We start from the raw sequence: 20,107 nt of genomic DNA on the forward strand, positions 1-20,107 counted from the left end.
GAAGGCCCGAACATGACAACCGCACTCGACCAACTCAAGCAATACACCACCGTGGTGGCCGACACTGGCGACTTCCAGCAGCTCGCGCAGTACAAGCCGCGCGATGCGACCACCAATCCGTCGCTGATTCTGAAGGCCGTGCAGAAAGACGACTACCGGCCGCTGCTGGAAAAGACCGTGAAGGCGCATGCGTCGAAGCCGGTCGGCGCGATCATCGACCAGTTGCTGGTCGCGTTCGGCACCGAAATCCTGAAGATCATCCCGGGGCGGGTGTCGACCGAAGTCGACGCGCGCCTGTCGTTCGACATCGAAGGCTCGATCAAGAAAGCCCATGAGCTGATCGCGCTGTACAAGGAGCACGGCGTCGAACGCGACCGCGTGCTGATCAAGCTCGCGTCGACGTGGGAAGGCGTGCGCGCGGCCGAGGTGCTGCAGAAGGAAGGCATCAGCTGCAACATGACGCTGCTGTTCTCGCTCCCGCAGGCGGCTGCCTGTGCAGAAGCTGGCGCGCAGCTGATCTCGCCGTTCGTCGGCCGCATCTACGACTGGTACAAGAAGAGCGCCGGCAGCGCGTGGGACGAAGCGAAAGACGGCGGCGCCAACGACCCGGGCGTCAAGTCGGTGCGCCGCATCTATGGGTACTACAAAAAGTTCGGCTACAAAACCGAAGTGATGGGCGCGAGCTTCCGCACGACCTCGCAGATCCTGGAACTGGCCGGCTGCGATCTGCTGACGATCAGCCCCGACCTGCTGCAAAAGCTGCACGAGAGCACCGACAAGATCGAGCGCAAGCTGTCGCCGGAGGCGTCGCAGGACGCGGACATCGAGCGCGTGCCGGTCGACGAAAAGTCGTTCCGCTTCCTCGTCAACGACGACGCGATGGCGACCGAGAAGCTCGCCGAAGGCATCCGTACGTTCGCCGCGGACGCAATCAAGCTGGAAAAACTGATCGACACGCTGCGCTGAGGTGCCGCGGGCGGCGGACGTGGCTGGCTGCGTGACGCTCACGCTCACGTTCACGCTCGCCACGCCTCGCCCGCTCCGCTCGAAAGCCATCCATGACGAGCGGCGCCGAATCTCACGGTTCGGCGCCGCTCCTCGTTTACGCTGCGACTACAATCGACTGCACGCCCCTCCCCGCCTGAGCTGGCGAGGAACGAGGGCGCCCGCCCAACGCCTGACCAGGGAGACGATCATGTATGTTCAGCCCTACGTGTTCTTCAACGGCCGTTGCCAGGAAGCGCTCGACTACTACACCGACAAACTCGGCGCCCAGGTAACCTTCAAGATGCTGTTCAAGGACGCGCCACCCGACGCGCAAAACCCGCCACGCCCCGAACTCGCCGACAAGATCATGCACGCGAACGTGCAGCTGGGCTCGAGCACGTGGATGGCTTCCGACGGCAACTGCGATCCGGCGGCCGGCCCGTTCAATGGCTTCAGCCTGTCGCTGACCGTCGAAGACGGCGCGTCGGCGGAAAAATGCTTCAACGCGCTCGCCGATGGCGGGCAGGTCGTGATGCCGTTCCAGCAAACGTTCTGGAGCAAGGGCTTCGGAATGGTGGTGGACCGCTTCGGCATGATGTGGATGGTCACGCTGCCGCCGCAGGTTTGAGGCTTAGCGGCCGAGCCTTTGGGTTCGGCCATTCGACCAGCTACCCGCCACGCGTCGCCCGCTCGTGCCGCTCGATGTTCCAGTTCGGCTCGGTCTCCAGCAATAGCGCGCGCAGCCGGTCCACCTGCTCCGCGAGCCGCTGACCGAGCCAGTACGGTCCTTGCCAGTCGGGCGGCAACGCGGTGGCCACGTCGCCATGCCCCTTCGCGAGCGGCGCCGCGGCCGGAATGCCGAAGCGCGACGGACGGCCGAAACGCAGCCCGCGCGCGGTGGACAACAGGATCGCGCGCACAGCGCGCACCTCGGCGCCGCAATGCGCTGCATAGGCGCTGCGCGCGGCGGCGGCGGCGTTCATCAGCGGCCCGGTGGCCAGCAGTTCGAGCGAACTGAGCACCGAGCGATGCAGCCGCTGGATCTCCTCGAGTCGCGTCTGCGGCACGTCGATTTCCTTCGCGACCGACGGCATCAGCGAACGAAGTTGCACCAGCCGCTTGTTGATCCGCAGGAAGCGCTGGACCTGCTCCTCCTCGGTGATCGTCTCGCCGTCGAGCAGCCGCGCGTAGATGCCCGCGCATTCGCGCAGATTGGCGGCGAGCCCGTAGCGCCACGAATACGTCGCGTGCAGTGGAAACGCGAACGAAAACGCCAGCGCGATCACGATGCCGATCAGCACGTTCAACGTGCGCCACAGGCCGACGTCGATCAGGTTGTCGCCGTGGCCCGCGACGATGCACATCGTAATCGCGGTCAGAAGCCCGATATAGCCGGACGAGCCGATCGCGAACCACGCGCAGATCGACGCGATGATCGCCTCCAGCACATAGGTGAGCGGCAGCGAGCCGATGAAGTTCTGCTGCACGATCAGCAACAGGCCGATCGACGCGCCGAGCAGCGTGCCGGCCGCCCGTTCGGCCGCTTTCTTGCGGATATTGCCGTGATGCTGCAAGCCGCCGATCACGACCAGCAGCGTCACCGACGACCAGATGCCGTGCGGGATATCGATGCCGGTCGTCGCCAGAATCGACACCAGCATCGCGAGGCCGACGCGCAGGCTATGCAGCACCTTCGCGTGGCGGTAGCGGTAATACGGCGACGTGACCGCGCGCACCATCCGGCTCAGCGCCGTGCGGCGGGGGATCACGGTGGGAGTATCGGCAGCAGCCATGGCGGCGCGCGGCGAACGCGTGAAAGGACGGTTCCGCTATCCTGCCCTGGAGTGCCCCGCAAACACAAACGCCCGTCAACTTGCGTCGGCGGGCGTTGCGTGTTTCGGAGCGTGAAGTTGCAGCCGGAATCAGCCTTCGACGATGTCCAGGTAGTCTTCCGGACGGGTGCGATCCTCGGCGCGCTGCATGCCCACCGCGCGCACGATCAGGCTCACGACCACCGACACCACGAGGTTCACGATCAGCGACCACACCGCCGCATAGCCCGGAATCGCGATGCCGAACAGATGAATCGTGAAGATCGAGCTCGCGAGGTTCAACGAAATCGCCATCCACGTGCCGGTCGCGATACCCGCCGCCCAGCCGAGCAGCAGACCCCGATAATCGAGCACACGCGTGTAGAGACCGAGCACGATGGCCGGCAGCGTCTGGATGATCCAGATCCCGCCGAGCAGCTGCAGCTGGATCGCGTAGGTCAGCGGCAAACCGAGAATGAACGCGACCGCGCCGACCTTGACGATCAGCGACACCAGCTTCGCGACGTTGGTCTCCTGGTCGTGCGTCATGTTGCGGTTGATGAACTCCTTGTGCACGTTGCGCGTGTACAGATTCGCGGCCGCGATCGACATGATCGCCGCCGGCACCAGCGCGCCGATACCGATCGCCGCGAACGCGACGCCGACGAACCACGACGGGAAGAAGTGCAGGAACAGCGCCGGCACCGCGAAGTTCGGGCCGAAGGCCTTGAAGTACGGCGCGAACTCGGGCATGTCCTTTACGCCGGCCGCGAGCGCCATGAAGCCGAGCAGCGCGAGCAGGCCGAGCACCAGCGAATACGCCGGCAGCAAGGCCATGTTGCGGCGGATCGTGTTGCCCGACTTCGAAGACAGCACCGCGGTGATCGAGTGCGGATACAGGAACAGCGCGAGCGCCGAACCCACGGCGAGCGTCGCGTACGCGCTATAGCCGTTCAGGCTCGACACGTCCGGCGACTTCAGCAGCAGCTTGGCCGGCGGGACCGCGCCGAAGATATGGCCGAAGCCGCCCAGCTGCGGCGGAATCACGATGATCGCGGCGAAGATCGTCACGTAGATCAGGATGTCCTTGACCACCGCGATCATCGCCGGCGCGCGCAGGCCCGACGTGTACGTGTAGGCCGCGAGGATCGCGAACGCGATGATCAGCGGCAGATCGCCGACGAAGCCGGTGGTGTCGAAGCCGAGCGCGCCGATCACCACTTCGATACCGACCAGCTGCAGCGCGATGTACGGCATCGTCGCGACGATGCCGGTCACGGCGACAGCGAGCGCGAGCATGCGGCTGCCGTAGCGGGCCGACACGAAGTCCGCCGAGGTCACGTAGCCGTGGCGCTTCGCGATGCTCCACAGCTTCGGGAACACGACGAAGGCGAACGGATAGATCAGGATCGTGTACGGCAGCGCGAAGAAGCCGGTTGCGCCCGCGCCGAACACGAGCGCCGGCACCGCGATGAAGGTGTAGGCGGTGTACAGGTCGCCGCCGAGCAGGAACCACGTGACGATCGTGCCGAAGCGCCGGCCGCCGAGACCCCACTCTTCGAGGTGCGCGAGATCGCCGCGCCGCCAGTGTGCCGCGACGAAGCCGAGAATCGTGACGCCGATGAAAAACAGAACGAAGACAAAGGTTGCAATGGGGTTCATCGTTGTGCGCCCCCGTTCGGGCGACCCGTATAGCGGGACTTGGTCTTCACATAGACGAACGCGGTGATGACCGCGCTGATCAGCACCCACAGCAGCTGATACCAGTAGAAGAACGGGAAATCGAACAGCTGCGGCTCGATCCGGTTGTAGGACGGCACCCAGATCATCGCGATCCACGGTAGCAGCAATAGCCAGAGCCAGTGCTTGCTGGCTTTCTTCACGTCGGCGTCGTGAGCCATGACGTCTCCTGTTTTTTCCTATTTTGAATTTGTCTGCCCGTGGTCGACGGGACGAGGACCTCAGCGGGTGGTCGTCCCGCGGTCCGCCACGGGCTCCCCGAAAGCCTCGCAAGAGTATAGGAGTGGCGAACGCCCGGTCAAGCCGGGGCGACCCGGAGGCACATTGGCGTCCAACGCTGCAGACTGGATCACGCTGCAGCATCGACGTGAAAAAAATACCGGAAGCAAAACGGCCGTGCCGACTGATACGCCGGCACGGCCGCCTCATTCTTCGCGCGCTGATCGGAATTCAGCGCTCAGATGGCAAACGATGCGCCCGTCTGACCCGTCGATTCGCGCAGGCCCTTGATCCACTTGCGCGCCGGCAAACCGAGCTCGGCTTCGATCAGCTTCGCGCGCGCGTCGAGCGCGGCGAACGGCACGTCGAGCGCCGGGCCCGAGAACGCGATCGCGATGCGGTTGCCGTCGTGCACTTCGGGCAGCGCAACGACGCGACCGTCGAAGGCTTCGTTCAGGCGCTTCATGTTGCGCACGAAGCTCGGATGATCGCCGAACAGATTCACCGTGACGATGCCCGCGTCGGTCAGACATGCGCGCGCCGCGCGGTAAAAACCGACGCTGTCGAGCACCGGGCCGCGCGCGGTCGCGTCGTAGACGTCGATCTGCAGCGCGCCGATGGTGCCGTGATTCGCGCTCTCGTTGACGAAGTCCCATGCGTCGGTTTCGTGCACCGTCAGGCGCGCATCGTCGGGCGGCAGTTCGAACATCGTGCGCGCGGCCACCACGACCGCCGGATTCAGTTCGACGGCCTCGACCTGCGCGCTCTTCAGGAAGCGGTGCGCGAACTTGGTCAGCGCCGCCGCGCCGAGCCCGAGCTGCACGATGCGCTTCGGCGTTTCGAGAAACAGCAGCCAGGCCATCATCTGCTGCGCGTATTCGAGTTCGATGTGATCGGGCTTGCGCAGGCGCATCGCGCCTTGCACCCATTCCGTGCCGAAATGCAGGTAGCGCACGCCGCCCTCTTCGGAGAACGTCACCGGTGCGAAGCGCGGCTTGCGCGGCGCTTCGATTTGCGGCGCGTCGTGAAGCTCGTGGTCGAAGGCGCGGTTCGCGTTGCGTGCGGTTTTTGGCGCCTGTCTGTGCGCGATTTTCCGCTTACCGCCGATGGCTTCGGCGTCCCGGTTACGGAAAGCGCGTGCTTCGGCCGAAGCGCGCTTGATCAGTTTCGTCATGTGTGGATGTCGCGCCGCGGGCGCATGATTTTTGGTCGACCGAGAGCATAGCATTCGCTGCGGCCCGCTCATTCGAATGCGCTCTTTTGCAATCCGCTTTCAACGGACTCTCGCACGGAACCGCGTCGATAAAAAATTTGGCGGCCACTACCTCAGCGCATACATGCACCAATACGCACGCGCAAACGATTGACATGTCGCTTTATCGCCGTTCTTCTCGTCTGAACGCGGCTCACAGCGTATTTCCTCGCGGTCCGCCCCTCCGCTGCCGGTTAAAGAGAGCCCTGCCAATGTCGTAAACGGCATACAGGGCTGCCGACCCATGCAATGCAATGCAATGCATCGCGTCGTGCAGCCGCAAGGATAAATCGCGCTGCAGGGGAATTACTTTGAATCGGCAACAGTCGTGGACGCGCACAGCGGCGCCCGGTGAGGTCATCTATTCCGAGGGCTACTCGGGTGAGCCCGTCGTCTTTCTGATCACGGAAGGCAAGGTCGAACTTTCCACTCGCTGCGACGACAAAAAGGTCGTCGTCGCGACGCTGGGCCGAGGCGAATTTTTCGGCGAAGCCGCGTTGCTTGCGGCCGAGCCGCGCAGCAACACCGCGAAAGCGCTGACCTTCTGTCAACTGACCGTCGTGCCGGCCAGCATGCTCGACGAAGAGATCGAACGCGTGTCGCCGTTGCTGCGTCATATCACGCGCACGCTGATTCGTCGCGTGAAACGCAAGGACGATCTGCTCGCGACCTACACGCACGCCGACTTTCTGCCTGGTGTGCTGTCGTATGCGCACGTGCTGACGCTGATGCCCAACGGCGAACGGCGCGATGCGAGCGATAGCTGGGGACGCCGGCCGCTGCACTCGCAGGCCGAGGAAACCTCGGTACCGCTCGTCGAAGTGATTAAAAAATGCCGCGCGATTGCCGGCCATTCGCGTCCGCACGTGATGGCGATGCTCAAGCGGATGGAGAAGCTCAATCTCGTGACGATCGAGGCCGCGCAGTCCGGACAACTGAATAACGTATCGACCGAATACTCGGCGTACGACGGCGCGGCCGCGCGCCAGGTCGTCACGTTCGACGCCGCGCGCATCGTCGATCGCGCGCAGCAGGTCGCGGACGGCGACCTCGATATCGCGGTGAGCAGCGAGCTCGAGCTGATCGAGCTGACCGATCTGGAGGCGTTGATCGGCGTCGACAAGACGTTGATTCTGAACAAGCTGTCGCACGGCGAAATCGCCGACGAAGTGTTCGCATTCCGCAAGTCGAAGGTGCTGACCTACGTCGAGCAGCAAGGCGTCGCGTATTTCTCGCGACGCAATACGCGCCAGAGCGGCGCGCTGAATTCGCTCGACGATCTCGCATTCGTCGACCAGCGCACGCTGTTCGAAGCCGTCAGCGCCTTCGACACGTACGATCTCGCGAAGCTGCTCGCCAGTATCGACGGGCAGCCGGTAGCCGAGCGCCTGTTGTCGGTGATGACCGAAGTGCATCGTAACGAAGTGTCGTGGGTGATGCGGCGCGATCTCAAGATCGATGCGATCGAAGTCGGTGACATCGAGCAACGTCTGCTCGATGCGGTGAAAACGCTGAAGGCACCGTCCGCGCCGCGCGCGGCGCTACACGAGGCCGCGCGCTAAGCGGTTTGACGGCGCGCCGCCGCTCATGCGCGCGCGAGCGCGGCGCCGTTCGGGGAAAGGCATGGACCTGTTGACGTTATTTGGTGTGCTGTTCGGTGGAGCGGCAATCGTTTTCGGCTTCGCGCTCGAAGGCGGGCATTTTCTGACGCTGTTCCAGTACGAGGCGTTCGTCATCGTGCTCGGCGGCACGCTCGGCGCGGTGATGATCCAGAACACGTGGGCGCGCTTCTTCGATGCGGTGAAGCTGCTCGGCCTCGCGTTCACGCGCGCGCGGCGGGTCGACCAGAAGAGCCTGGCGGATCTGCTCGAATGGGGTGATCAGGCGAAGCTCAACGGTCTGCTCGCGTTCGAATCGATGGACGCGAGCGGCATTCATCCATTCGCCAGGCGCGGGCTCGAACTGCTCGCGAACGGCGTGTCGACCGCCGTGCTCGAAGATGCGCTGCAGCGCGAACTCGATGCCTATGCGCGCAACCACATGGCGGCGGCGCGCGTATGGCAGCAGGCGGGCGGCTATGCGCCGACGTTCGGCATTCTCGGCTCGGTGCTCGGGCTGATCCAGGTCACCAATCACATTCTCGATCCGGCACAACTCGGCTCGGGCATCGCGACGGCTTTCGTCGCGACGCTGTACGGTCTCGCACTCGCGAATCTGGTGTTTCTGCCGCTGTACGGCAAGCTGCAGGCGCAGGTCGACAGCGAGGTGCGGTTTCGCCGGCTTTATCTCGACGGACTGCTCGCGATTTCGCGCAAGGAGTCGCCGCATACGATCGAAACGCGCCTGAGCGGCGAGGTGCGCGGGTGCGCAGCGGAGTCGCTGGCCTGAGCCTTTTGGAGCGCGCCGCTGAGCGAGACGCGCCGACATTCGAAACGGATCAATCACTATGCAAACGACGTCTGGCGGCAAGAGCCTCGCCAGCAGCACGGACGATCGCGACGAGCACAGCGGCGAAGGCACCCAGGGCGGCCGCTGGCTGATCTCGTACGCGGACCTCATCACGACGATGATGGTGCTGTTCCTCGCGTTGTACGCGTTGCAGTTGGCGAAATCGAAGCAACTCGAACTCAGGTATCAGACGCTCGAGACTAAAACGGCGCAGCAGAGCGCGCCCGCGCCAGCAGGCGGCACGCAACAGGATGCGCGCAAGCAACTGAGCGCCTTGCTCGATGCACTGCGCGAGAAAGGGCTGATCACGGTGACGGACGTGCCGCACGGCGTCGAAATCGGCATCAACGCGAAGATCCTGTTCAACGCCGGCGATGCGCGGCTGCTACCCGATTCGTTCGAGGTGCTGACTCAGATCGCGCAGGTGCTGCAAAAGGATTCGACGGGAAACGTGCTCGTCGAAGGACATACCGACAGCGTGCCGATTGCGACCGCGAAATATGCGTCTAACTGGGAGCTGTCGTCAGCTCGTGCCGGGGCGGTGGTCAGGTATCTGGTCGAGCGCGGGATCGAGCCGCATCGACTGGCCGCGATCGGGCGGGCGGACAATTTCCCGCTGGTTGCCGGCGCTGACGCGGCGGCAAGAGCTGCGAACCGCCGGGTCACGATCGTCGTGCAGTACTGAACGCGTTCGCGGGCAGCGTTTGCAGGCAGCATTGGCCGCCCTTCCTACGACGAGCCGCCCGCGCGCAACGGGCCGCCCGTCGTCACTTGCCGTTACCTCACTCGACGCGCACCGCCTTGAGCGCCTCGTTGAATGTGTGGCTGGGCCGCATCACCTCTTCGAGCTTGTTGAAGTCCGGCTTGTAATAGCCGCCGATGTCCGCCGGCGCGCCCTGCACCGACGCGAGCTCCGCCACGATCACCTGCTCGTTGGCGGTCAGCTGCGTCGCGAGCGGCGCGAACTGCGCGGCCAGCGCGGCATCGTCCGTTTGCGCGGCCAGCTCCTGCGCCCAGTACATCGCCAGATAGAACTGGCTGCCGCGATTGTCGAGCTCGCCCGTCTTCGGGCTCGGGCTGCGGTTGTTGTCGAGCAGCTTGCCGGTTGCGGTGTCGAGCGTCTTCGCGAGGATCTTCGCCCGGTTGTTGCCGGTCTTGATGCCCAGCTCTTCGAGCGATACCGCGAGCGCGAGGAATTCGCCGAGCGAGTCCCAGCGCAGATGGTTCTCTTCGACGAGCTGCTTCACGTGCTTCGGCGCCGAACCGCCCGCGCCGGTCTCGTACATGCCGCCGCCCGCCATCAACGGCACGATCGACAGCATCTTCGCGCTCGTGCCCAGCTCCATGATCGGGAACAGGTCGGTCAGATAATCGCGCAGGATGTTGCCGGTGACCGAGATCGTATCGAGCCCGCGCACGACGCGCTCCAGCGTGTAACGCATCGCGCGCACCTGCGACATGATCTGGATGTCGAGGCCGGTGGTGTCGTAATCCTTCAGGTAGGCCTCGACCTTCTTGATCAGTTCCGCCTCGTGCGGGCGATACGGGTCGAGCCAGAACACCGCGGGTGTGCGGGAATTGCGCACGCGCGTGACCGCGAGCTTAACCCAGTCGCGGATCGCCGCATCTTTCACCTCGCACATGCGCCAGATGTCGCCCTGCTCGACGTTCTGCGTGAGCAGCACCTCGCCGCTCGCGAGATCGACGATGCGCGCCTCGCCGTCTTCCGGCACTTCGAAGGTCTTGTCGTGCGAGCCGTATTCTTCCGCCTTCTGCGCCATCAGGCCGACGTTCGGCACCGTGCCCATCGTGACCGGATCGAACGCGCCGTTGGTCTTGCAGAAGTTGATGATCTCCTGGTAGATGCGCGCGAACGTGCTCTCCGGGATCACCGCCTTGGTGTCTTTCGGACGACCGTCGGCGCCCCACATCTTGCCGCCGGCGCGAATCATCGCCGGCATCGACGCATCGACGATCACGTCGTTCGGCGCGTGCAGGTTCGAGATGCCCTTCGCCGAATCGACCATCGCCAGTTCCGGACGATGCTCATGGCACGCGTGCAGGTCGCGGATCACTTCCTCGCGCTGAGATTCCGGCAACGCCTCGATCTTCTCGTACAGATTGACGAGGCCGTTGTTGACGTTCACGCCGAGCTCGTCGAACAGCTTGCCGTGCTTCGCGAACGCGTCCTTGTAGAACACCTTCACCGCGTGGCCGAAGACGATCGGATGCGAGATCTTCATCATCGTCGCCTTCACGTGCAGCGACAGCATCATGCCGGTCTTGCGCGCGTCTTCCATCTGTTCTTCATAGAACGCGAGCAGCGCCTTTTTGCTCATGAACATGCTGTCGATGATCTCGCCGTCCTCTAGCGCGACCTTCGGCTTCAGCACGATCGTCTTGCCGTTCTTCGTGACGAGTTCCATCTTCACGTCGCGCGCGCGATCGAGCGTCATCGATTTTTCGCCGTGATAGAAGTCGCCATGTCGCATGGTGGCGACGTGCGTGCGCGAGGCCATGCTCCATTCGGTCATGCTGTGCGGATGCTTGCGCGCGTAGTTCTTGACCGCGGCCGGCGCGCGACGGTCCGAGTTGCCCTCGCGCAGCACTGGGTTCACCGCGCTGCCGAGACACTTCGAGTAGCGCTGACGGATCGCCTTCTCCGCGTCGGTCTTCGGATCTTCCGGGTAGTCGGGCACCTTGTAGCCCTTCGCCTGCAGCTCCTTGATCGCGCTCGTCAGTTGCGGCACCGATGCGCTGATGTTGGGCAGCTTGATGATGTTGGTGTCGGGCAACGAGGTCAGGCGACCCAGTTCAGCGAGGTTGTCGGGCACCCGCTGCGCTTCGGTCAGAAATTCGGGGAACTCACCGAGGATGCGGCCCGCGACCGAGATGTCGCTGGTCTCGACCTCGATGCCGGCCGGCCTCGTGAAGGTCCGGATGATCGGCAGGAACGCCGCTGTCGCGAGCAGCGGGGCCTCGTCGGTGAGGGTGTAGATGATGGTCGGTTGCTGGGTCGTCATTGCTAGGCTCTGGGCGGGCGGTTGAGAGGCATCTCGCGCGTGATACCGGCAGGATGCGCAAGCGTCGATCAGGAAAACGACAACACGAGGACACAAACGCTGTGCGCGGCGGATGGCGATGCGGGGCCCTGGAACGCCAAAGCGGAACGATTAAGCGAACACGGCGGACTGCGTCGCGCAGCGGGTAGCACGTGTGGATTCTGCCTCATTTTTGGGCTGCGGGGAGAATCGGAACGTGAACGACACGGAAAGCCACTAGCCCTCACCTCAGTAGCATTTGCGACTGAACATCGACGCGCAACGGAGCACGCATGGATTAGGCGGTGCCATCTGTCCGGCTTTCCGAATCAGGCCGCACCCTATATTGCGCCCCGTCTCACTAGCCAACAAGAACCCCGCGGATACGGGGGGGCAAACGATGCAAAAGCGCGCTCGTAGGCGGCGATCGCGACTTGGCTATTCACTCAACAGCCGCTTCAATTCCCCAAGAAATGATGCGGTCGTGTGTCCCCATGGGACAGGAGAGAACTCGTGCCCGTACATCTGATCGAACGCGACATCGAGATCATGCTGGTGTTCTTTCTCGAATCTTTCTATCTCTGCGAGCATTGATTGATGGTCAGCCACCGGGCTATCCCTTTTGTAACAGGCAACAATATCGGGAATGGTCTCACCCCATATGTCGAAATCCTGGTTCAAGTAAACGCCGAACAATTGATTCAGTTCGGGGTATGAAGTTTCTCTCATTGCTAGAACTCAGTATAGGTAGGCCGTGAGAACATAGTATGGCATTCCGTTGTACGTTTCGTATTTAAGAACGAGGTGTACAACGCTCATGCCCGTTAAGCTATCTGTTTTCCTGGATATTCCATAGCCGACGGTCCTCCCTACGTCCTTTTCCAATTCGAGCGGCTTGGCTCGCCTCGAAGATTGCGCCCATGTTTTGATCCGAAGTGCGTCAACCCGCATCACCTCCGAGATCGCCCATTCCGCAGACTCGATATTCGTGAACGACGAAACCGTTTGCCGCTTTGGTTCGCGAGTTAATCGCTCGCGCAACTGTGCTTCAGTGCGCCCCACATGTTTCTCGACTGTGTGGCCTCCGATCCGACTGCCCAGCTTCGCTTCGTGCTTCATTAGGTCAATCCTGCCCATCACGATCCGCGAAGCCCGCGCGGCCTTGACCGAACCAGCAAAGCCAAACGGCACGGCGATATCAAGCGACAAGCCAATACTGCTCGCGATGCCAGGACTAGCTTTCATCGCCTCGGCCAGCTTCGTCGTACCCTGCTGGGTCAGCGTAGCCGTATCCCGCCCCGTCCAGACCTGACGCAGACCGGCCGCCGCCGTATCAGAACCATGTGCGCCGAACACGACACACCCGGCTTTGCTCGCCATCGTCGGCTCCGGCAGAACGCATAGTGCGGCCGCTCCGACCATTTCCAGAACGCCACCGACAACCTGCAAGCCGCCCCATAGCCGATTGGAAAGCATTTCGGTCTGGTTAATCGATTGACGGGCCAAGACGGCCACGAGTTGCGGGGCGCTCAGTACAACGCGAAAATCGTCTGACTCATTCGCCTGTGACATGCAAAAAATCCTCTCTGTTCGTTTCGGGACTTTGAGGCTATCAGGCGACTTCACAGGTCGGCTATGGGCGAAGGATGATTTGTACGTCCGCCGGACGGACGGCGCTGTGGACCGCCAGTACTCAGTAGTCCAAGACGCTATTGACATGCAACAGGATGCCGAACGATATCGTTACATCGTATTTCGGAGAAACCGCTCCAGAGATTGTCTCGTGCTACAAGAGAGATGACTCTCACAGACAGCAGGGTTTGATTCGTGAGACTCGTTCAGGAAAGAGCATGCGCGGGTTCCGTCTCGAGGGGTGGGGCTAGACGACCGCCTCTTTCCTTGACGAGATACAGCGTCTTCTGAGCGAGCAATCCCACAGCGTCGCACGAGGGTCGCTAGCGAGCGAGCAGGCAATTGCTCAGGACGGTTAATATGAAGGCCATCTGACATCGATTTTCCCGCAGCCCCGCCAAACAAGCCCGAGAGTATGATGGACGGCGACATCAGCCAACTCCAATCCGACTGGATTTCCCGTTCGGAGCCCACCGACGGAGTCGAAAGCATCGAGGCCTTTTTCCACGGCAATGCGTACTCCCTGCATCGGCACGACACCTTTGCGATCGGCCTGACGCTCGCCGGGGTTCAGTGCTTTCACTACCGGCGCGGCTTGCGCACCAGTCTGCCCGGCCAGACGATGGTGCTGCATCCCGACGAAGCGCACGACGGTCAGGCCGGTACGCAGGAGGGATTCCGTTATCAGATGATTTACGTGCACCCGGCCGCCATCCAGGAGGTCCTCGGAGGCCGGCCGCTGCCATTCGTCGAAGGCGGGGTCACGAACGATCCACGGCTGTTCGAAGCGACGAAGACAGCGTTGCGCCAACTGCGCGGCGACGCGGAGCCGCTCGAGCGCGACGACGCGCTCGCCGGCCTCGCGCTCGCGCTGGACAGCGTATCGGGTGCCCGAGCTGCGCGCAGGTCCGCGGATTTCGCGGCAGCGCAGCGGGCACGGGAATATCTGCACGCATCGAGCAGCCGCGTCGTCACGCTGGATGAACTTGCCGCCGTCAGCGGACAGGATCGCTGGAGCCTGTCGCGCGATTTCCGAACCTTTTACGGCACCAGCCCCTATCACTACCTGGTCATGCGCCGGCTCGAAGCGGCGCGCGCGATGATGCTGCGCGGCGTTTCCCTCGTGGACACGGCGGCAGCGGCCGGCTTCGCCGACCAGAGCCACATGACCCGGCATTTTCGCCACGCATACGGGATCCCGCCCGCGCGTTGGCTCGCGATGACGAGCGATCGGCGCGCCGGCTAGCCCAAGCTTGCACAATCGTTCAAGACATCCGCCGGCGGCCGGCCTAAGCTCTGTTCCAGGTATCACCCGAATGGAGCCACCATGCACAGCGATTCCCAGCCGACCCCCGAGCAACGCGGCCAATACAAGACGATCAATCTGCTCGACAAGATCCGTCAGATCGACGACCACTGGCAGCCGCGCGTCGTTGCCGAAATGAACGACTATCAGTTCAAGGTCGTAAAGATAGAGGGCGATTTCGTCTGGCACCGGCATGCCGACACCGACGAGACTTTCATCGTTCTCGAAGGGCGCTTGCGCATCGACTTCCGCGATCGCTCGATCGAACTGCTCGCCGGAGAAATGGCGGTGGTTCCAAAGGGAGTCGAGCACAAGCCGTATGCCGGCTCCGAAGTGAAGCTGCTGCTGATCGAACCGCGCGGCGTCGTCAACACCGGCGATACGACCAACGAAAGAACGGCCGAAAACGACGTATGGATCTGAGAACCGCCATGCAAACGCCGCTGCCGATCGTTCGCGAAGCCGTTTTCCCCGCCGACACGCGCAGACTCGTCGCGGTGATCCGCGAGTATGTCCAGTGGCTGGATCTGGATCTGTCGTACCGTGGATTCGATGCCGAAATGGACGCGTTCGAAGCGGTTTACACGTTGCCATCCGGCATGTTCTTCGTCGCCGATGCCGGCGGCGAACTCGCCGGTTGCGCGGGGCTGCTGCGCCATAGTGCGGAGACCGCCGAAATCAAGCGCCTGTTCGTGCGCGACGCATTCAGAGGGATGCGTCTCGGCGAAACGCTGGTGACGTCGGTGATCGGGAAAGCAAAATCGTTGGGCTTCTCGAAGCTGGTCCTCGACTCGGTGCCGAAAACCGCTTTCGCGCAGCGCATCTACGAGCGATTAGGGTTCGTGGAAATCGCGCCTTACTACGCAAATCCGGTCGAGGGCACGAGGTTTCTTGCACTCGAGCTTTGACGGCGCGGCATCGCTCGTCTTCGGACCCTTCTCCATAGCACGCAGGTTGCATATACATCTATTGCTACAGCGCGCCTCGATTCCTCCTTCGAATTTTCGTTTCACGCGAAACCCCCGCCTACATGAAGGCACGCCGCCCGTCGTCAGCGAAAACCCTACTTCCGCCATCATCTTCAATTCTCTATCTTGTCTATACAACTGAGCTGAAGCTCGAAGCGGGGCACTTCAAACTTCGCCGTATACGTCAGCTGACAGGCAATGGCGCGGGAACCCCCGCCCCCGCACGGCGGCCGGCAACATTCACACCATCATGCAAACACAAACCCATCCGTTGATTTCCCCGTCGCTCGGCACCGAGCGGTACCTGACGAGCTTCCACTACGGCCCGACGGGCGGACAGAAGATCTACATCCAGTCGTCGCTGCATGCCGACGAGCTGCCGGGGATGCTGGTCGCATGGGAACTGCGCCAACGCGTCGCCGCCCTCGAGACGGCGGGCAGGTTGCGCGGCGAAATCGTCATCGTGCCGGTACCCAATCCGATCGGCCTCAACCAGCGGGTGCTCGGGCACATGGTTGGCCGCTTCGAAAGCGGCACCGCGGCGAACTTCAATCGCAACTTCCACAATCTGGCCGAGCTCGTGATGCCGCGCATCGAGCCTCACCTGACCGGCGACGCGCAACGGAACCTGCGCGCCGTGCGCGCCGCAATGCGCGAGGCGCTCGCCGAGCAAACGCCGACCACCGAGCTCGAATCGCAGCGCCTCGCGCTGCAGCGCCTGTCATACGATGCCGACGTCGTGCTCGACCTGCACTGCGACTTCGAAGCGGCGATGCATCTGTTCACGAACCCCGACACGTGGCCCGACGTCGAGCCACTCGCGCGCTATCTCGACGCGAAGACTTCGCTGCTCGCGCTCAATTCGATCGGCAATCCGTTCGACGAGATTCACAGCTTCAGTTGGTCCGAGCTGCGTGCCCGCTACGGCGAGCGCTATCCGATTCCGAATGGCTCGATCTCGGTAACGATCGAGCTGCGCGGCCAGGCGGACGTGAGCTACGCGTTCGCCGAGCGCGACGCGAATGCGATCGTCGAATACCTGACGTTTCGCGGTGTCATCGACGGCACACCCGCGCCGTTGCCGGAGCTCGCGTTCCAGGCCACGCCTTTCTCCGGCAGCGAGCCGCTCGTCGCACCGATCTCCGGCGTGCTCGTGTTCCGCGCGCCGCTCGGTGTCTGGGTCGAGCCCGGCGAGGCGATCGCCGACATCGTCGATCCGCTGACCGGCCGCGTCGTCACGATCACGAATTCCGTCGCCGGCGTGCTATATGCGCGGCAACGCGCGCGCTTCGCCACCGCGGGGCTGGAGGTCGCGTGTGTCGCTGGAGCCGAGCCTATTCGTAGCGGCTCGCTGCTGCCGAACTAAGTAGCCTTCCTCCGAGTTTCGTCAGGAAACAATCTGCCGCCAACACGAGAGCTTCTGTTCGAACGACAGCGTCGCATTCGCCGGGCTCGACGACGGCAACACCAGCGTTCGATAGCCTGCCGCACCGATGACCGGCGCGAACCGCCCCGCCGTCTTCCCGTTGAAGCAAACCTTGTTGAGCAACGGCGCATGCTCGCGCAACGACTCGAAGTCGTTCGGCTGCGCATGGCGGATCGCCGAGTCGAGACTGCCTTGACGATGGCATGCATCGAGCACATCCCAGATGCCGATCCGATGCGCGAGCACGCGTGCGAGGCGCTCTTCATACGGCAACCCGTGCAGCGCGGGTTCGCCGAGTACCGTGCCGAGCAGGCGCCAGAACTGGTTGCGCGGATGTGCGTAATACTGCGCCGCGGCCAGTGACGCTTCGCCGGGAAAACTGCCGAGTATCAGCGTGTGCGTGTCGGCCGCGACGACCGGCGGAAAGCCGCGCAACATCAGCGGCCCCGGTCGTCCGACGTGCGCGGCGCGGCATGCGCGCGCGACGCGGTGTGATCGAGCGGACGGCCGTGGTCGCGTATCCGCTCGTGCGCGACATGCGCGCCTAAAACGGTCTCGGTTGCAGCGCCGCCCGAGGGCCCCGCCTGCTCCAGCCGGGCCAGATGCTCCCACAATGTCGGCAGCATGCATTCGGTCACCATCAACGGCGCGCCGTGGCGCTCGAACACCGAGCGCCGTGCCACCAGCGCATGCGGCTCATCCACGAGGCCACCGCCGATCTCACGCGCGGCCAGCCGATACAACGGATGCCGCTTCCCCACCCTGCGGCTCACCAGCGACGAACGCGCGACGCCGCTATCGCTGTACAGCAACTCGGCGAGCGGCCGCGTGCGCAGCCGCCGCGTCGCCTGCCAGATGCCGACGCTCGCGGCGCGTGGCGTCACGCTATGCGCGGCGACGAACGGCACACCATCGACAGACAGCACCACTTCGCGCACCCACACGGGCGCGCGCGGCGTGAGTCCGAGCGCGGCGGCTTCGTCCGGCCACGGCTGCGCGATCGCTTCGCGCGTCACCCGCACCGCGACCGCGCCGAGCGCGCGCAGATGCGCAGTCAGCGAACCGCCGCGGGTCAGCCAGTCTTTCTGGGCAGCGCTGAAAGTGGGCAAAGGCGCGACGCGCCAGTGGGTGTCGGCGGGATCGAAACGGATAGGCATGGTGTCGGATTATAGCGGCGCGCTCCGACGGCATTTTTTCGCGGCGACGCTTGCGCTGATCGCGCGCCGCTCCAGGCACGAAGCCGGCGTAAACCGACGGGCAAAAAAATGCGCTGCCGAAGCAGCGCATTTCGAACCACCTCAGAGCGTCAATCCAATAACAACGTGATCGACGCTCCCAGTTCGCCTTCCTTGAAACTCAACTCGCGCGCGACAGCAGCAACGCATTGGTCCGCTTCACGAAGCTCGCCGGATCTTCGAGCGCGCCGCCTTCGGCGAGCAGCGCCTGATCGAACAGCAGATGGCACCAGTCGTCGAAATTCGCGCTATCGGCATGCAGACCCTTGACGAGCGCGTGCTCCGGATTCACTTCGAGGATCGGATGGAACTCTGGCGCCTTCTGGCCCGCGGCTTTCAGCATGCGCTGCAGGTAGCCGCTCATTTCGCCGTCGTCGGCGACGAGGCACGACGGCGAGTCGGTCAGGCGGAACGTCAGACGCACGTCCTTCGCCTTGTCCTTCAGCGCTTCCTTCATCTTCTCGACGAGCGGCTTGAACTCTTCGCCGATCTTCTCCTGCGCCTGCTTTTCCTCGTCGTTCAGCGCGCCGAGATCGAGATCGCCGCGCGCGACGCTTTGCAGCGGCTTGCCGTCGAATTCGTTGAGGAACGACAGCATCCATTCATCGACGCGATCAGTGAGCAACAGCACTTCGACGCCCTTCTTGCGGAACACTTCGAGATGCGGGCTGTTCGACGCGGCTTGCCACGTGTCGGCGGTTACGTAGTAAATCTTCGTCTGCTCGGGCTTCATGCGAGCGACGTAGTCGGCCAGCGACACGGTCTGCTCGGCCGTGCCCGTATGCGTCGTCGCAAAGCGCAGGAGCTTCGCGATGCGCTCGCGATTGGCGAAGTCCTCGCCGATGCCTTCCTTCAGCACCTGACCGAATTCCTTCCAGAAGCTGGCGTACTTTTCCTTGTCGGCGGCTTCTTCTGAATTCGCCAGTTCTTCGAGCATCGACAGCGCGCGCTTCGTCACGCCTTCGCGGATCGCCTTCACGTCGCGGCTTTCCTGCAGGATTTCGCGCGACACGTTGAGCGGCAGATCGGCCGAATCGACCACACCCTTCACGAAACGCAGGTAGGTGGGCAGCAGTTGCTCGGCGTCGTCCATGATGAACACGCGCTTCACGTACAGCTTCAGCCCGCCGCGCTGCTCTCGGTTCCACAGATCGAACGGCGCGTGCGCCGGCACGTACAGCAGTTGCGTGTATTCGCTGCGGCCTTCGACGCGGTTATGCGTCCACGTCAGCGGGTCCTGATGATCGTGCGAGATGTGCTGGTAGAACTGCTTGTATTGATCTTCGGTGATGTCGTTCTTCGAACGGGTCCACAGCGCGCTCGCCTGGTTGACGGTCTCGTCCTCTTCCTTCGTGACCATCTCGCTCTTTTCCGCGTCCCACTCTTCCTTCTGCATCAGGATCGGCAGCGCGACGTGGTCCGAGTACTTCTGAATGATCGACTTCAGCCGATACGACGACAGCAACTCGTCCTCATCGGCACGCAGATGCAGCGTGATGGTCGTGCCGCGCGCGGCGCGCTCGATCGTCTCCACCGCGAAATCGCCCTCGCCCGCGCTGACCCAGCGCACGCCTTCGGCGGCCGGCAAACCGGCGCGGCGCGTCTCGACGGTGATCTTGTCGGCGACGATGAAGCCCGAGTAGAAGCCCACGCCAAACTGGCCGATCAGCGCCGCGTCCTTCTGCTGGTCGCCCGACAGCTTGCCGAAGAATTCCTTGGTGCCCGAACGTGCGATCGTGCCGAGGTGGGCAATCGTTTCGTCGCGGCTCATGCCGATGCCGTTGTCGTCGACCGTGACGGTGCGCGCGGCCTTGTCGTACGACACGCGAATCCGCAGGTTCGGATCGTTTTCGTACAGCGCGCTGTTTTCGATCGCCTCAAAGCGCAGCTTGTCGGCCGCGTCGGACGCGTTCGAGATCAGCTCGCGCAGAAAGATTTCCTTGTTGCTGTACAGCGAATGGATCATCAGTTGCAGAAGTTGTTTCACTTCTGCCTGAAAGCTCATGGTTTCTTGTGCCATGGTCGGACTTCCTCTCTGTTGC

General features: G+C 63.3%; 19 protein-coding genes. 9 read left to right on the forward strand and 10 right to left on the reverse strand.

The features are described from left to right. Window positions 1–12: 12 nt before the first annotated feature. A complete protein-coding gene (tal, locus tag AB4Y34_RS17810; RefSeq protein ID WP_368716746.1) occupies window positions 13–966 on the forward strand; it encodes a transaldolase in 954 nt (317 codons plus the stop codon). Between the two features lie 229 nt (window positions 967–1,195). Further along, window positions 1,196–1,615 carry a VOC family protein gene (locus AB4Y34_RS17815; RefSeq protein ID WP_176380764.1) on the forward strand — a complete coding sequence of 140 codons (420 nt, stop codon included), beginning with the start codon at window positions 1,196–1,198 and terminating at the stop codon, window positions 1,613–1,615. A gap of 40 nt (window positions 1,616–1,655) precedes the next feature. On the opposite strand, the gene AB4Y34_RS17820 is transcribed toward AB4Y34_RS17815, so the two are convergent. The 4 genes from AB4Y34_RS17820 to AB4Y34_RS17835 form a co-directional block, all read right to left on the reverse strand. Beyond that, on the reverse strand, window positions 1,656–2,780 hold the full coding sequence (locus AB4Y34_RS17820) for an FUSC family protein (protein ID WP_368716747.1): 1,125 nt from the start codon (window positions 2,778–2,780) through the stop codon (window positions 1,656–1,658). A gap of 129 nt (window positions 2,781–2,909) precedes the next feature. Next, a complete protein-coding gene (gene mctP, locus AB4Y34_RS17825) occupies window positions 2,910–4,460 on the reverse strand; it encodes a monocarboxylate uptake permease MctP (RefSeq protein ID WP_176121243.1) in 1,551 nt (516 codons plus the stop codon). Further along, on the reverse strand, window positions 4,457–4,699 hold the full coding sequence (locus AB4Y34_RS17830) for a DUF3311 domain-containing protein (protein ID WP_176366947.1): 243 nt from the start codon (window positions 4,697–4,699) through the stop codon (window positions 4,457–4,459). Before AB4Y34_RS17830 ends, mctP begins: the two co-directional genes overlap by 4 nt. 296 nt (window positions 4,700–4,995) lie before the next feature. Then, a complete protein-coding gene (locus AB4Y34_RS17835; protein ID WP_368716748.1) occupies window positions 4,996–5,931 on the reverse strand; it encodes a spermidine synthase in 936 nt (311 codons plus the stop codon). A gap of 389 nt (window positions 5,932–6,320) precedes the next feature. On the opposite strand from AB4Y34_RS17835, the gene AB4Y34_RS17840 reads away from it, so the two are divergent. From AB4Y34_RS17840 to AB4Y34_RS17850, 3 genes are all read left to right on the forward strand, one after another. Then, window positions 6,321–7,571, forward strand: a complete 1,251-nt coding sequence (locus AB4Y34_RS17840; protein WP_368716749.1) for a cyclic nucleotide-binding domain-containing protein — start codon at window positions 6,321–6,323, stop codon at window positions 7,569–7,571. Window positions 7,572–7,632: 61 nt separating this feature from the next. Continuing rightward, a complete protein-coding gene (locus tag AB4Y34_RS17845; RefSeq protein ID WP_368716750.1) occupies window positions 7,633–8,397 on the forward strand; it encodes a flagellar motor protein in 765 nt (254 codons plus the stop codon). A gap of 58 nt (window positions 8,398–8,455) precedes the next feature. After that, window positions 8,456–9,142 (forward strand): flagellar motor protein MotB, encoded by a 687-nt coding sequence (locus tag AB4Y34_RS17850; protein ID WP_368716751.1) that lies wholly within the window; start codon window positions 8,456–8,458, stop codon window positions 9,140–9,142. A gap of 97 nt (window positions 9,143–9,239) precedes the next feature. Here the strand turns inward: AB4Y34_RS17850 and AB4Y34_RS17855 are convergent, their stop codons facing one another. From AB4Y34_RS17855 to AB4Y34_RS17865, 3 genes are all read right to left on the reverse strand, one after another. Further along, complete coding sequence (locus AB4Y34_RS17855; protein WP_368716752.1) at window positions 9,240–11,480, reverse strand: NADP-dependent isocitrate dehydrogenase; 2,241 nt, start codon at window positions 11,478–11,480, stop codon at window positions 9,240–9,242. Between the two features lie 456 nt (window positions 11,481–11,936). After that, window positions 11,937–12,227 carry a contact-dependent growth inhibition system immunity protein gene (locus AB4Y34_RS17860; RefSeq protein WP_176121239.1) on the reverse strand — a complete coding sequence of 97 codons (291 nt, stop codon included), beginning with the start codon at window positions 12,225–12,227 and terminating at the stop codon, window positions 11,937–11,939. 9 nt (window positions 12,228–12,236) lie between these two features. Beyond that, on the reverse strand, window positions 12,237–13,070 hold the full coding sequence (locus AB4Y34_RS17865; RefSeq protein ID WP_176380757.1) for an RNase A-like domain-containing protein: 834 nt from the start codon (window positions 13,068–13,070) through the stop codon (window positions 12,237–12,239). Between the two features lie 478 nt (window positions 13,071–13,548). On the opposite strand from AB4Y34_RS17865, the gene AB4Y34_RS17870 reads away from it, so the two are divergent. From AB4Y34_RS17870 to AB4Y34_RS17885, 4 genes are all read left to right on the forward strand, one after another. Beyond that, the gene (locus AB4Y34_RS17870; RefSeq protein WP_368716753.1) at window positions 13,549–14,376 is read left to right on the forward strand and encodes a helix-turn-helix domain-containing protein; all 828 of its coding nucleotides are present in this window, start codon (window positions 13,549–13,551) and stop codon (window positions 14,374–14,376) included. A gap of 81 nt (window positions 14,377–14,457) precedes the next feature. Then, window positions 14,458–14,859 (forward strand): cupin domain-containing protein, encoded by a 402-nt coding sequence (locus tag AB4Y34_RS17875; protein ID WP_018431592.1) that lies wholly within the window; start codon window positions 14,458–14,460, stop codon window positions 14,857–14,859. Window positions 14,860–14,867: 8 nt separating this feature from the next. Next, window positions 14,868–15,344, forward strand: coding sequence for a GNAT family N-acetyltransferase (locus tag AB4Y34_RS17880; RefSeq protein ID WP_176380850.1), 477 nt, complete (start codon window positions 14,868–14,870; stop codon window positions 15,342–15,344). Window positions 15,345–15,654: 310 nt separating this feature from the next. Beyond that, window positions 15,655–16,770, forward strand: a complete 1,116-nt coding sequence (locus AB4Y34_RS17885; protein WP_368590313.1) for a succinylglutamate desuccinylase/aspartoacylase family protein — start codon at window positions 15,655–15,657, stop codon at window positions 16,768–16,770. Between the two features lie 21 nt (window positions 16,771–16,791). On the opposite strand, the gene AB4Y34_RS17890 is transcribed toward AB4Y34_RS17885, so the two are convergent. The 3 genes from AB4Y34_RS17890 to htpG form a co-directional block, all read right to left on the reverse strand. After that, on the reverse strand, window positions 16,792–17,268 hold the full coding sequence (locus AB4Y34_RS17890) for a DNA-deoxyinosine glycosylase (protein WP_176380754.1): 477 nt from the start codon (window positions 17,266–17,268) through the stop codon (window positions 16,792–16,794). Beyond that, window positions 17,268–17,987, reverse strand: a complete 720-nt coding sequence (locus tag AB4Y34_RS17895) for a chorismate lyase (RefSeq protein WP_368716754.1) — start codon at window positions 17,985–17,987, stop codon at window positions 17,268–17,270. The genes AB4Y34_RS17890 and AB4Y34_RS17895 overlap by 1 nt, the downstream gene beginning before the upstream one ends. Before the next feature lie 199 nt (window positions 17,988–18,186). Beyond that, window positions 18,187–20,085, reverse strand: coding sequence for a molecular chaperone HtpG (gene htpG / locus AB4Y34_RS17900; RefSeq protein WP_368716755.1), 1,899 nt, complete (start codon window positions 20,083–20,085; stop codon window positions 18,187–18,189). Between the last annotated feature and the right edge of the window lie 22 nt (window positions 20,086–20,107).

It is taken from the genome of Paraburkholderia sp. BR10954, assembly GCF_040965775.1.
GTDB classification, from domain to species: domain Bacteria; phylum Pseudomonadota; class Gammaproteobacteria; order Burkholderiales; family Burkholderiaceae; genus Paraburkholderia; species Paraburkholderia youngii.